The sequence below is a fragment of the Streptomyces sp. NBC_01255 genome (assembly GCF_036226445.1).
Taxonomy (GTDB): domain Bacteria; phylum Actinomycetota; class Actinomycetes; order Streptomycetales; family Streptomycetaceae; genus Streptomyces.
On sequence record NZ_CP108474.1, the window covers coordinates 4,519,642 to 4,532,576 of the forward strand.

The following is a 12,935-nucleotide window of genomic DNA, read 5'->3' on the forward strand; positions in this document are numbered from 1 at the left end:
AGCGAAGAACGATCCACTGCCCCGCATGAGCAAGCAGAAGGCGGAGGAGTGGGCCGAGCACTGGACGAGTTCCATGGCGCGCACGGCCGAGGCGGAGGTCGTCGCGTCGACCCGGCAGGCGAACTTCTCCAACTGCCTCGGCAAGGGCGGGGAGTCGGCGAGCGACGGCCGCTTCACCCTGCGGTACAACCTCCGCGCGAAGCTGCCCAGGGACCGGCAGGCGGCGGGCATCCGCGCGATCAAGGACGAGCTGGAGAAGCAGGGCTTCGAGATCCAGGGCTACCGGTCCGACCCGGCCAAGGATCCCGTGAACCTGGTCGACGCCAGGCAGCCGGAGCAGCGCTTCGCCGTCTCCGCGGAGGACCTGGACGACCAGCTGATCGTGCTCGTCGTGAGCACCCCCTGCCTCCTGCCGCCCGACGTCGAGCAGCAGGAGTTCTGACCTCCGTCGGTCGTCGGGGCCGTCAGCCGTAGCGGCGCGGCGTCCAGGCGATCGTCCGGCCGTCGGCCCGCTCGACCGCCCGCGTCTGCGAGGAGCCGACGAGGAGCAGGGTGCGCATGTCGACCTCGGACGGCTCCAGGGTCTTCAGGGTCACCACCCGGACCGACTGCTCGGGGCCGCCGACGTCACGGGCGACGACCACCGGGGTCTCGGGCGAGCGGAGTTCGAGCAGGAGGTCGCGGGCGGCGGCCACCTGGTGCGTACGGGACTTCGACCCCGGGTTGTAGAGGGCGATGACCAGGTCGGCGCCGGCGGCGGCGCGCAGCCGGGCCTCGATGACGTCCCACGGCTTGAGCCGGTCGGAGAGCGAGATCGTGGCGTAGTCGTGGCCGAGCGGGGCGCCCGCCGCCGCGGCGGCCGCGTTGGCGGCGGTCACGCCCGGCAGGACCCGTACGGGGACGTCCGCGTACGCCGGTTCGCAGGCGACCTCCAGGACGGCGGTGGCCATGGCGAAGACGCCCGGGTCGCCGCCGGAGACGACTGCGACCTTCCGCCCGCGCTTGGCCAGGTCGAGCGCGAACTCGGCCCGCTCCGACTCGACCTTGTTGTCGGAGCCGTGCCGGATCTGCCCGGGGCGCAGCTCCGGCACCCGGTCCAGGTAGGTGGTGTAGCCGACGAGGACGTCGGCGTTGACGAGCGCGCCGCGCGACTCGGGCGTCAGCCAGGGCGCGCCGGCCGGGCCGGTGCCGACGACGACGACCTCGCCCCGCTCCCGTACCGGAAGCTCCTGGTCGATACGGGAGGGGAGGACCGCGACGGAGAAGTACGGGACGGAGTCCGGGTCGATGTCGGCGAGGTCGCCGGTCCGCTCGCCCGCCATGAACGCCCGCTCCACGTACCGCGCGTCGTCGAGCCGGCCCGCCCGCTCCAGGGCGCGCTTCACGGTGGGGAAGGTGCGGCCGAGCTTCATCACGACCGCCGAGTCGGTGCCCGCGAGGCGGGCCGTCAGCTCGTCCTCCGGCAGGGTGCCGGGGATGATCGTGAGGACCTCCTCCGCCTCGCACAGCGGCTCGCCGAGCCGGGCGGCGGCGGCGCTCACCGAGGTGACGCCGGGGATGACGGTCGTGTCGTAGCGGTCCGCGAGCCGCTTGTGCATGTGCTGGTACGAGCCGTAGAAGAGCGGGTCGCCCTCGGCGAGGACGGCGACCGTGCGGCCGGCGTCGAGGTGGGCGGCGAGGCGGGCCGCGGCCTCCTCGTAGAAGTCGTTCAGGGCGCCCCGGTAGCCGCCGGGGTGGTCCGTGGTCTCGACGGTGAGCGGGTACATGAGCCGCTCCTCGACATGGTCCTCGCGGATGTGCTCGGCGGCGATGGAGCGCGCTATCGAGCGGCCGTGGCGGGCCGAGTGGTACGCGACGACGTCGGCGGCGGCGATGGCCTTCACCGCGGCGACGGTCATCAGGTTCGGGTCGCCGGGCCCGAGCCCGACCCCGTACAGCTTGCCTTTCGTGTGCGCGGTGCTCATGCCTGGATCTCCGCTTCGTGGGCGAGGGCGTTGATCGCGGCGGCGGTCATCGCGCTGCCGCCGCGCCGGCCCCGTACGACGAGGTAGTCGAGGTCCAGGGTGTTCGCGGCGAGCGCGTCCTTGGACTCGGCGGCGCCGATGAAGCCGACCGGGATGCCGAGGACGGCGGCGGGCCTGCCGGCGCCCTTCGCGATCATCTCCAGGAGGTGGAAGAGGGCGGTGGGGGCGTTGCCGATGGCGACGACGGAGCCTTCGAGGCGGTCCCGCCACAGTTCGAGCGCGGCGGCGGAGCGGGTGGTGCCGAGGTCGGCGGCGAGGCCCGGCACGGCCGGGTCGGAGAGCGTGCAGATCACCTCGTTGTCGGCGGGCAGCCGCTTGCGGGTGACGCCGCTGGCGACCATCTGCGCGTCGCAGAGGATCGGGGCGCCGGCGCGCAGGGCCTCGCGGGCGTTCGCGGCGACCTGAGGGGAGTACGCGATGTCCTGGACGAGGTCGGTCATGCCGCAGGCGTGGATCATCCGGACCGCCACCTGGGCGACGTCGGCGGGCAGGCCCGCGAGCTCCGCCTCGGCGCGGATCGTGGCAAAGGACCGGCGGTAGATCTCCGCCCCGTCCTTCTCGTAGTCGAACATCCTGGTGCTCTCGCTCATCTCGTCGTCGTGGCGGTCGTGCCGGTGGTGGTGCGGGCCGTGGTCACTGCTTCGGGCAGGGCGGTACGGGGGGTGGGGACGCCGTCCACCAGGTAGGCGCCGTCGGCGGTGGCGACGACGTCGACCCAGGTGCCGTGCGGATGCCCGCAGCGGCGCTCGCACCCGGAGTAATGAACAGGGAGAGGGAGGCAGAGGGCGGCCCCCGGGGCCGCGTCCTCGCGGACGTCCGCGAGGGACTTGGCGCACCCGGGGCGCCCGGTGCAGGCGCTGACGCCCGCCCAGGGGGAGTCGGGCCGGGTGATCAGCCCGGAGGCGGCGAGGGCGGCGAGCCGGTCGCGGTCCTGATGGCCCGCCGCCGCCGCCGCTGCCGCCGCCGCTCCCACGACGACCGCACCGCGCCACGGCGTCAGCCGCACCTCCTCGGCGGGCAGCAGCGCGCGCAGCTGGGCGGCGGTGAGGCGGCCGAGGGGCGCCAGGACGTACAGGGCGGTGGCGCCGAGGGGCCCGGGGGCGAGGGGCGCGCCATCGGGGACTTCTCGTACAGGTAGGGGTACGGGCTCCGCCGCGATCCCCGCGCGGGCGAGCGCGCCCGCCACGTCGGGGGCGCACCCATCCGGCAGCTCCCGCACCCGCCAGGCCCCGTTCCCGGCCTCGCGGGCGGCGTCCAGGAAGGCCCCGGCGGCGGCGAGGGCGGCCCGGGGAGCGTCGGCCCCGCCGACCCGGAAGGCCAGCCCGCCCACGTACAACAGCGCGGCACCCGGCTCCACTGCGACCAAGGTCACATCGCCGCCGAGGCCCGCCACGTCACCGCGCCCGTCGTCGAGGACGAAGAGGAAACGGCCGGACAGCGCCGCCGCCCAGGGCTCGGCGCACAGCAGGGTGTCCAGCTCACGGGCCCACAACTGGACCTCGGGGCCGCCGAGTCCGTCGAGGCCGGCGGCCGGGGAGGCCACGATGTTGCGGACGCGTTCGTGGGTGGGGGAGGGCAGCAGGCCCGCTTCCGCGAGCAGTGCGGCGAGCTCCGCCCCGCAGTCGTCCGCGAGGCCGCGCAGCTCCGCGTTCCCCCGGGAGGTGATGCTGACCCGTCCGTCGCCGAGGATCTCCGCCGCGTCCGCCAGCGCCTCGACCTGACGTGCCGTCAAGCATCCTGCGGGCAGCCGCAGTCGGGCCAGCCGGCCGTCGTCGGCGGCGTGCAGGCGCAGCGCCCCGGGGCAGGCGTCGCCACGGTCCCGTTTGCGAGCTTCGTCCCGTTCGGGCGTCGAGGGTGGGGTGGGCGGCATGGCGGCGAGCATACCCACGGGGAACCGGGCCACCACCGAGTGTGATCCGGCCGACTCCACGGCCCGCCCCGCCCCGCCGACCTCACGATCTAGGATGCAGATCGGCATGGGGTCCCAGGACCCCGGGGAGGAAGCCCGGTGAGAATCCGGCGCGGTCCCGCCACTGTGAGCCCGTACCAGCGATGGCACGGGTGAGTCAGGAACTCCCGCCGTCCACACGACCACCCGGGGCGCGGACAACCCCGAGGAAGGGCCTGCGCACGCCATGCTTCTGCTGCTGTCGCACTCCGACACCGACCTGCTCAGTGCCCGCGCGGCGAACGCCGCCTCGGCCGAGGGAGCCGGCGGCCCGGTCGAGTACCGGTTCGCCAACCCCTCCCGGCTGTCCCTCGCCGAACTGCCCACGCTCCTCGACGGCGTCGATCTCGTCGTCGTCCGCCTCCTGGGCGGCATCCGCTCCTGGGAGGAGGGGATCGACGCGATCCGCGCCACCGGGAAGCCGGTCGTCGTGCTCAGCGGCGAACAGGCCCCCGACGCCCAGCTGATGGAGACCTCGACCGTCCCCGTCGGCGTCGCCACCGAGGCGCACGCCTACCTCGCGCACGGCGGCCCCGGGAACCTGGAGCAGCTGGCCCGCTTCCTCTCCGACACCGTCCTCCTCACCGGCCACGGCTTCGAGGCCCCGGCGCCGGCCCCCACCTGGGGCCCGCTGGAGCGCACCGCCCGGACGACGACCGGCCCGACGATCGCGGTGCTCTACTACCGCGCCCACCACATGAGCGGGAACACCGCCTTCGTGGAAACCCTCTGCGCGGCGATCGAGGACACCGGCGCGCAGGCGCTCCCGCTGTACGTGGCGTCCCTGCGCGCCCCCGAGGCGGAGCTGCTCGACCGGCTCCGTACCGCCGACGCGATCGTCACCACCGTCCTCGCGGCGGGCGGCACCAAGCCCGCCGAGGCGCAGGCCGGCGGTGACGAGGAGGCCTGGGACGCGGGCGCGCTGGCCGGGCTCGACGTACCGATCCTCCAGGCGTTGTGCCTGACCGGTTCGCGCGAGAACTGGGAGGAGAACGACGAGGGCCTGTCGCCGCTGGACGCGGCCAGCCAGGTCGCCGTGCCCGAGTTCGACGGCCGGCTCATCACCGTCCCGTTCTCCTTCAAGGAGATCGACGCGGACGGGCTTCCGGCGTACGTCGCGGACGCCGAGCGCGCCGCCCGCGTCGCCGGGATCGCCGTCCGCCACGCGCGGCTCCGCCACATCCCGAACGCCGAGAAGAAGCTGGCGCTCGTCCTCTCCGCGTACCCGACGAAGCACTCCCGCATCGGCAACGCGGTAGGCCTCGACACCCCCGCCTCCGCCGTCTCGCTCCTCCGCCGCCTGATCGCCGAGGGCTACGACTTCGGCCCGGCCGAAGACCTCCCCGGCCTGATCTCCGGCGACGGCGACGAGCTGATCTACGCCCTCATCGAGGCCGGCGGCCACGACCAGGACTGGCTGACGGAGGAGCAGCTCGCGCGCAACCCCGTCCGCATCCCGGCCGCCGACTACAAGCGCTGGTACGCGACCCTGCCCGAGGAGCTCCGCACGCACGTCGAGGAGCACTGGGGCCCGGCGCCCGGCGAGATGTTCCTCGACCGCTCCCGCAACCCGGAGGGCGACATCGTGCTCGCCGCCCTGCGCCGCGGGAACCTGCTGATCCTCATCCAGCCGCCGCGCGGCTTCGGCGAGAACCCGATCGCGATCTACCACGACCCCGATCTCCCGCCGTCGCACCACTACCTGGCCGCCTACCGCTGGATCGCCGCCCGCGCCGAGGACGGCGGCTTCGGCGCCGACGCCATGGTCCACCTGGGCAAGCACGGCAACCTGGAGTGGCTGCCCGGCAAGAACGCCGGCCTGTCCGCCGCCTGCGGCCCCGACGCGGCACTGGGCGACATCCCGCTGATCTACCCCTTCCTCGTCAACGACCCGGGCGAGGGCACGCAGGCCAAGCGGCGCGTGCACGCGACCCTCGTCGACCACCTGGTGCCGCCGATGGCGCGCGCCGAGTCGTACGGCGACATCGCGCGCCTGGAGCAGCTGCTCGACGAGTACGCGCAGATCTCCTCGATGGACCCGTCGAAGCTGCCCGCGATCCGCGCCCAGATCTGGACGCTGATCCAGGCGGCCAAGCTCGACCACGACCTGGGGCTCCAGGACCGCCCGGAGGACGACGGCTTCGACGACTTCCTGCTGCACGTCGACGGCTGGCTGTGCGAGGTCAAGGACGCCCAGATCCGCGACGGCCTGCACGTCCTGGGCGGCGCGCCGGAGGGCGAGGCCCGCGTCAACCTGGTCCTCTCGATCCTCCGCGCCCGCCAGATCTGGGGCGGTACGCAGGCGCTGCCGGGCCTGCGCGAGGCGCTCGGCCTGGACGAGTCGGCCATGGACCGGGCCAGGACCGACGACATCGAGGAGCGCGCCCGCCGGGTGGTCGAGGCCATGGAGGCCGCCGGCTGGTCCGTGGACGCGATCACGGACGCCGCCGTACTGGGCCTGGGCGCCCCGCCGATGGGCGGCACGGCGTACGGGATCCAGCTGGAGTCCGTGAAGACGGTCCTCCGCTTCGCCTGCGAGCAGGTGGTACCCCGCCTCGCCGGCACGACGGACGAGCTGACCCACGCGGTCCACGCCCTGAACGGCGGCTTCGTCCCGGCGGGCCCGTCGGGCTCCCCGCTCCGCGGCCTGGTCAACGTCCTGCCGACGGGCCGCAACTTCTACTCGGTGGACCCGAAGGCCGTCCCCTCCCGCCTGGCGTGGGAGACGGGCCAGGCCTTGGCCGACTCGCTCCTGGAGCGCTACCGCACGGACAACGGCGAGTGGCCGACCTCCGTCGGTCTCTCCCTCTGGGGTACGAGCGCGATGCGGACCGCAGGCGACGACGTGGCCGAGGCGCTCGCCCTGCTCGGCGTCCGCCCGCTCTGGGACGACGCCTCGCGCCGGGTGAACGGCCTGGAGGCCATCCCCCTCGCCGAACTGAACCGCCCGCGTGTCGACGTCACCCTCCGCATCTCGGGCTTCTTCCGAGACGCGTTCCCGCACGTCATCGGCCTCCTGGACGACGCGGTACGCCTGGTCGCGGCCCTCGACGAACCGGCCACGGACAACTACGTCCGGGCGCACGCGCAGGCCGACCTGGCCGAGCACGGCGACGAGCGGCGCGCGACGACCCGTATCTTCGGCTCCCGGCCGGGGACGTACGGCGCGGGCATCCTCCAGCTGATCGACAGCCGCGACTGGCGCACGGACGCCGACCTCGCGGAGGTCTACACGGTGTGGGGCGGCTACGCCTACGGCCGAGGCCTCGAAGGCCGCCCGGCGCGCGCCGAGATGGAGACGGCGTACAAGCGCATCGCGGTGGCCGCCAAGAACACGGACACCCGCGAGCACGACATCGCCGACTCGGACGACTACTTCCAGTACCACGGCGGCATGGTGGCGACCGTCCGCGCGCTCAAGGGCACGGCCCCCGAGGCGTACATCGGCGACTCCACCCGTCCCGAGACCGTCCGCACCCGCACCCTCGTCGAGGAGACCTCCCGGGTCTTCCGCGCCCGCGTGGTCAACCCGCGCTGGATCGAAGCGATGCGCCGCCACGGCTACAAGGGCGCGTTCGAGCTGGCGGCGACGGTCGACTACCTCTTCGGCTACGACGCCACGACGGGCGTGGTCGCCGACTGGATGTACGACAAACTCACCCAGGAATACGTCCTCGACGCGGACAACCAGGCCTTCCTGAAGGAAGCCAACCCCTGGGCCCTGCACGGCATCGCGGAACGCCTCCTCGAAGCCGAGTCCCGCGGCATGTGGGAGAAGCCGGACCCGGAGACCCTGGCCGCCCTGCGCCAGGTCTTCCTGGAAACGGAAGGCGACCTGGAAGGCGCCGGGGGCACCGACGAGGAGGAGTAACCCTCCCTTCTCACCCGCAAGGTCTCCGAAGGCCTCGCTCACCGCACGGGGGTCGGTGGACGGGGCCTTCGGCATGCCGTGACCTCCGTGCATCGCGGCCCGCCAAGGACCCGGCCCACAGCGCCTGACGGGCACTCCGGTCGGTGCTTGACCTCAACCTTTGTTGATGTACGAGAGTCGTGTCATCGAACCGCGAGACGAGGAGATTCCGATGACACAGCCCAGGATCCTGGTGACCGGCGCGACGGGAAGGGTCGGCGGTGCGGTGGTGGGCCAACTGCACGCGGCGGGCGTGCCCGTGCGGGCGCTGGTGCGTGGGGAGGCGGACTTCCCGGAGGGTGTGCAGGCGGTACGTGGCGATCTCGGTGATCCCGCGTCGTTGGGCCCGGCTCTGGAGGGCGTCGATACGGTCTTCCTGGTGTGGCCGTTCCTGAGTGCCGAGGGTGCGTCGGACGTGATCGACGCGATCGGGAAGCATGCTCGGCGGGTGGTGTACCTGTCGTCCGCCGGGGTCGGGAGCGAGAACGAGGAGCCCGGCGAGGCGATCACCATGTTCCACGCGGAGCTGGAGCGGCTGATCGAGGCATCGGGCCTGGAGTGGACGGCGCTGCGGCCCACCGGGTTCGCGAGCAACACGCTGGGCTGGGCGGAGGAGGTCCGCACCACCGGCGCGGTACGGGCGCCGCTGGCACAGCTGGCCCGCCCGCTGATCCACGAGGCGGACATGGCCGCGGTCGCCGTCCAGGCGCTGACGACCGACACCCTGCTCGGCGCCCGCCCCCTGATCACCGGACCCGAACTGGTCACCCAGGAACGGCAGGTGGCGCTGATCGGCGAGGCGATCGGGCGACCGGTGCGGTTCGAGGAGGTCACGCTGGACGAGGCCGTCGAGCAGATGAAGGCCGCGGGCTACCCGGCGGAGCTGGTGGAGGCCATCCTGCCGGCCCAGGCGAAGATGCTCGACCGTCCGGAGCCGGTCAACGACGAAGTGGAGCGCATCACGGGCACCCCGGCCCGGTCCTTCCGGGAGTGGGCGGTGGACCACGCGGCGGACTTCCGCTGAGAGGGCGCCGGGCGCGCGCGAAGGCGGCGGGCCGAGGGGTCAGGCGGAGGCTATGCGCAGGGTCAGGGCTGCCGCTGCGATCAGGGTGAGGACCACCGCCGGGGCCATCTCGTAGTCCTTCGCGCGTACGTGGGTGACGATCGCGCCCGCGAAGTAGAGCGTCACGCCGATCGCCGCCGCCACGCCCAGCGGGGCCACCGCGAGGCCCGCGAGGAGGCCGATCGCGCCCGCCGCCTTCGCCGTCGCCAGCCAGGGCAGCCAGGAATCCGGGACGCCCAGCTTGGTCATGTTGCCGGTGATCTGCGGGTTGCGGGTGAAGGTCAGGAAGGCGGAGGCGGAGAGCGCGAAGGCGAGCAGCGCGGCGACCACGGCGTAGCCGATGAACATGGGAGTGCTCCGATGATGTGAGGGACTTAATCGTTGAACCGTAGCAACGATTTCTCTCGCTCCACAATAGGGTCGCTGTTACCGTGGACGGCATGGCAGCTCTCCCGACCGATCGCCTCGGCTTCCTCCTCTCCTTCCGGGGGGAGCTCACCGGTGCGCGTCTCCGTGCCGCTCTGGGCGTCGTGGGATTGCATCCGCGGAACGCGATGACGTTGATGCAGCTCGCCCCGGGGGCCATGAGTCAGCGGGAGCTGGCCACCGTGATGGAGATCGATCCCAGTCAACTCGTCGCGATTTTGAATGAGTTGGAGGCCGAAGGGCTTGCCGAGCGGCGGCGTGATCCGGCCGACCGGCGCCGTCATATCGTCGAGATCACGGCGGCGGGCGCGGAAGCGCTCGAACGGGTCGACTCGGCCGTGAGCGCGGCGGAGCGCGAGCTGTTCGGGGATCTGACCGAGGCCGAACAGGCTGTGTTGCGGGGGTTGTTGGACCGGGTCGTCGTCGACCCGGCCGACCATGACTGCGGCTAGCTAGGGAGTGGGCCGGGCGCTGCCCAGGACGCGTACCGCCTCGACGATCAGGTCCCAGAAGCCGGCCGCGTCGACTTCCATGCCTACGTCCGCGTTGGGCGGCAGGCCCGTCACCCCGTCCAGGTCGACGACCGTCGCGCCGCGCGTCCACGTGCCCGCCAGCTCCACCCGTACCGCCGCCCGGACCAGGCTGACCAGTGACGGGTCGATGAGGTGGGCCACGGTCAGCGGGTCGTGCAGCGGGGGTGTGTCGAAGCCGTAGACCTCGCGGTAGGTCTGCGTGAAGTAGGTGAGCAGTTCGACGCAGAGCCGGCTCAGCGGGGTGCCGAGCGCCGCGAGCCGTGCGACGACCTCGGGGGTGGCCCGGACTTGGTGGGTGGCGTTGAGGCCGAACATCGTCACCGGTACTCCGCAGCCGAACACGATGTCCGCCGCCTCCGGGTCGCACAGGATGTTGAACTCGGCGGCGGGCGTGCTATTTCCGCGTTCCACCGAGCCGCCCATGAGGACGATCCGCTCGATGCGGGCCGTCAGCCGCGGGTACGCGAGGAGCAGCGTCGCGATGTTCGTCAGCGGGCCCGTCGGGACGAGCGTGACGGGCGCCGGGTGGGCGGTGAGGGTGTCCCGGAGGAGCGTCAGCGCGTCGCGCGGGTCCTGCGGCACGGTCGGTTCGCCATGGCCGAAGGTGGGTTCCCAGTTCGGGCCGTCGAGCCCCGAGCCGCCGTGGATGTTCTCGGCGACGAGCGGCCCGCCCTGCGGCCGGGCGTGCAGCGGGCCCGCCGCGCCCGCCGCGATCGGCACGTCCCGGATCGCGGCGGCCTCGCACACCCGGCGCGCGTTGAGGGTGGTCTTCTCCAGCGACTGGTTGCCCGCGACGGTGGTGATCGCGAGCAGGTCGACGGAGGGGTGGGCGGCGGCCAGCAGGATGTTGAAGGCGTCGTCGTGACCGGGATCGCAGTCGAGGATCACGGGTACGGGCATGTCTCCACCGTCCCACAGGGACGGGCCGCCGTCACGAACCCCGGCCCCCGCGTCCAGGCCCTAGTCGCTCTTGGCCGCCTTCACCGCCGCCGCCGCGTCGACGTTCCCGAGGCCCAGTTTGGCGAGCTTCTGCGGGTTGGCCGCCGTGTCGCGGATCGTCTGCATGATCGCCTCCGGGGCCAGGCCCTGCTGGTGCAGGAGCGCGGCCACGGCGGAGACGTACGGCGAGGCCATCGACGTACCGGAGAGCTTCCCGTACCCCGAGAGGTTCTTCAGGGTCTCCTTCGTCGTGTACGTCGGGAGCGTGGAGAGGATGTCGACGCCGGGGGCCGTCACGGCGTTCTGCGCGCCGAAGTTGGTGAAGGAGGCGGGGAGTCCCGTCCGGTCGGCGGCGTTGACGACGAGGACCGGAGTGTCGAGCTTGTACGGCTGGAGCGCGGTGGAGTCGTTGCCCGCGGCGGCGACGACGACCGCGCCCTTGCCGTTCGCGTGGGTGATGGCCCGGTTGAGGACGCCGCCCTTGAGGAGGCGGCCCGCCAGGCCGGACTCGCCCAGGGAGAGGTTGATGACGTCGGCGCCGTGGTCGGCCGCCCAGACGATGCCCTTGGTGATGTTGGCGTCGGTACCGCTGCCGTCGACGCCGAGCACCCGCACCGGCATGATCTTGGCGCCGGGCGCGCCGCCCGAGACCCCGATGCCGTCGTCGGTGTGGGCGGCGGCGATTCCGGAGACATGGGTGCCGTGGCCGTTGAGGTCCTTGGGCTCCGCGTCGTCGTCGACGAAGTCGTAGCCGTCGACGAGCCGCCCCTTGAGGTCCGGGTGGTCGAGGTCGACGCCGGTGTCGACGACGGCGATGACCGTGTCGTCGCCCCTCGACGTGGACCAGGCGTCCGGCATCTTCAGCGCGTCCAGCCCCCACTGCTGGTTCCGCAGCGGGTCGGGCGTGTCGTCGCTGCCACAGCCGGTGGCGAACGCGGCGGTGAGCGCGGCGAGGGCGGTGAGAGCGGCGAGGGTGGCGGTGGCGGGCCGGCGGCGCATGAAGTTCTCCCCAATTGTCAGCGTTTGGCCGTTTGGCCTAGTCAACAACCCGTCCGGAGCGCTCGCATCTCGAAGATCCTTCGACCGTAATCCGCATTGTTCTAGTAGAGTACGAACAAGGGAGGTTTTCATGAACCGTGCCACACCTCGTCTCCGCGCGCTCGCCGCGCTCCCCTACGCCCTCGCCCTCGCCGTCCACCTGCTGCTCTTCGCCCGCTGGCGCGACGAGCTGCCCGCCGAACTCGCCACCCACTTCTCCGCCGGGGGAGAGGCCGACAGGTGGACCGGCCCGACCGCCTACGTCCTCATCAGTACGGGCCTGCTCCTCGGCCTCGCCGCCGCCTGGACCGCCTTCGTCCGGCGCCGCTACCTGTGGGCGGCCTGGGCCACCGCTGGCTTCACCGGCGGACTGTTCACGCAGCTCCTCCGCGCCAACCGCGTCGACGACGTCGAGGCGGTGGTCTTCTCCCCGGGTACGGACCTTGCGGTTGCCCTGGCGGTCGCGGCCGTGGCCGGTGCCGCCGGGTGGGCGCTCACCTCGCTCGTCCCCGAAGGGCTCGCCGAGCCCGAGAGGTCCGTGTCAGGGCCTGCCGACGGCCCCCGGCTCCCGCTCGCCCCCGGCGAGGCCGCCGGCTGGTCCAAGGACACCGGCTCCCGGGCGCTCACCGCCCTCGCGGTGCTCGCCCTCGCCGCCGCACCCCTCACCCTGCTCGTCGCCACCTGGCCCGTCGCCCTGTTCGGCCTCCTCGGCCTCGTCATCGGCGTACCGGGGCTCGCCCTCGCCCGGGTCAGGGTCACCGTCGACCGGCACGGCCTCACCGTCCGCTCCGCCCTCGTCCCCCGCCCCCGCGTCCGGGTCCCGCTCGACGCGATCGAGGTCGCGAGTGTCCGCGACATCGACGCCGTCGCCGACTTCGGCGGCTGGGGCTACCGCGTCCGCGCCCACCGGACGGGCGTGGTGATGCGCTCCGGCGAGGCCCTCGTCGTACGGAGACGGGGGGAGAGCGGGCGCGAGTTCGCGGTGACCGTGTCCGACGCGGGGACCGCCGCCGCCCTCCTGAACACGCTGGCCGAACGGCATGGGAAGGTCTGA

Annotated in this window: 11 protein-coding genes and 1 riboswitch; of the genes, 5 read left to right on the top strand and 6 right to left on the bottom strand. The window is 73.0% G+C overall.

Annotation, left to right across the window (positions count from 1 at the left end; genetic code table 11):
- Positions 1 to 25 precede the first annotated feature (25 nt).
- Complete coding sequence (locus tag OG357_RS20200; protein WP_329622474.1) at positions 26 to 442, top strand: hypothetical protein; 417 nt, start codon at positions 26 to 28, stop codon at positions 440 to 442.
- 22 nt (positions 443 to 464) lie between these two features.
- Here OG357_RS20200 and OG357_RS20205 read toward each other — a convergent pair whose 3' ends face one another.
- From OG357_RS20205 to OG357_RS20215, 3 genes are read right to left on the bottom strand one after another with little or no spacing between them, the layout of a single operon-like run.
- Positions 465 to 1,964 carry a precorrin-2 C(20)-methyltransferase gene (locus OG357_RS20205; RefSeq protein WP_329622475.1) on the bottom strand — a complete coding sequence of 500 codons (1,500 nt, stop codon included), beginning with the start codon at positions 1,962 to 1,964 and terminating at the stop codon, positions 465 to 467.
- Entirely contained in the window at positions 1,961 to 2,614 is a 654-nt protein-coding gene (locus tag OG357_RS20210) for a precorrin-8X methylmutase (protein ID WP_329622476.1), read from the bottom strand. Before OG357_RS20210 ends, OG357_RS20205 begins: the two co-directional genes overlap by 4 nt.
- Complete coding sequence (locus tag OG357_RS20215; RefSeq protein WP_329625640.1) at positions 2,611 to 3,906, bottom strand: cobalamin biosynthesis protein CobG; 1,296 nt, start codon at positions 3,904 to 3,906, stop codon at positions 2,611 to 2,613. Before OG357_RS20215 ends, OG357_RS20210 begins: the two co-directional genes overlap by 4 nt.
- Before the next feature lie 77 nt (positions 3,907 to 3,983).
- Positions 3,984 to 4,118, top strand: a riboswitch (cobalamin riboswitch).
- Between the two features lie 41 nt (positions 4,119 to 4,159).
- On the opposite strand from OG357_RS20215, the gene cobN reads away from it, so the two are divergent.
- Positions 4,160 to 7,843: a cobaltochelatase subunit CobN gene (gene cobN, locus OG357_RS20220; protein ID WP_329622477.1), complete on the top strand. Its 3,684-nt coding sequence runs from the start codon at positions 4,160 to 4,162 to the stop codon at positions 7,841 to 7,843.
- Positions 7,844 to 8,054: 211 nt separating this feature from the next.
- The gene (locus OG357_RS20225; RefSeq protein ID WP_329622478.1) at positions 8,055 to 8,906 is read left to right on the top strand and encodes an NAD(P)H-binding protein; all 852 of its coding nucleotides are present in this window, start codon (positions 8,055 to 8,057) and stop codon (positions 8,904 to 8,906) included.
- Between the two features lie 39 nt (positions 8,907 to 8,945).
- Here the strand turns inward: OG357_RS20225 and OG357_RS20230 are convergent, their stop codons facing one another.
- On the bottom strand, positions 8,946 to 9,293 hold the full coding sequence (locus OG357_RS20230) for a DoxX family protein (RefSeq protein WP_329622479.1): 348 nt from the start codon (positions 9,291 to 9,293) through the stop codon (positions 8,946 to 8,948).
- Positions 9,294 to 9,385: 92 nt separating this feature from the next.
- Here OG357_RS20230 and OG357_RS20235 point away from each other — a divergent pair, with 92 nt between their 5' ends.
- On the top strand, positions 9,386 to 9,823 hold the full coding sequence (locus OG357_RS20235) for a MarR family winged helix-turn-helix transcriptional regulator (RefSeq protein WP_329622480.1): 438 nt from the start codon (positions 9,386 to 9,388) through the stop codon (positions 9,821 to 9,823).
- Here the strand turns inward: OG357_RS20235 and OG357_RS20240 are convergent, their stop codons facing one another.
- Together OG357_RS20240 and OG357_RS20245 are read right to left on the bottom strand one after the other, a co-directional pair.
- Complete coding sequence (locus tag OG357_RS20240) at positions 9,824 to 10,804, bottom strand: nucleoside hydrolase (RefSeq protein ID WP_329622481.1); 981 nt, start codon at positions 10,802 to 10,804, stop codon at positions 9,824 to 9,826. It abuts the gene before it with no gap.
- A gap of 60 nt (positions 10,805 to 10,864) precedes the next feature.
- Positions 10,865 to 11,842, bottom strand: a complete 978-nt coding sequence (locus tag OG357_RS20245) for a S8 family peptidase (protein WP_329622482.1) — start codon at positions 11,840 to 11,842, stop codon at positions 10,865 to 10,867.
- 130 nt (positions 11,843 to 11,972) lie between these two features.
- On the opposite strand from OG357_RS20245, the gene OG357_RS20250 reads away from it, so the two are divergent.
- Positions 11,973 to 12,935 (top strand): DUF1648 domain-containing protein, encoded by a 963-nt coding sequence (locus OG357_RS20250; RefSeq protein WP_329622483.1) that lies wholly within the window; start codon positions 11,973 to 11,975, stop codon positions 12,933 to 12,935.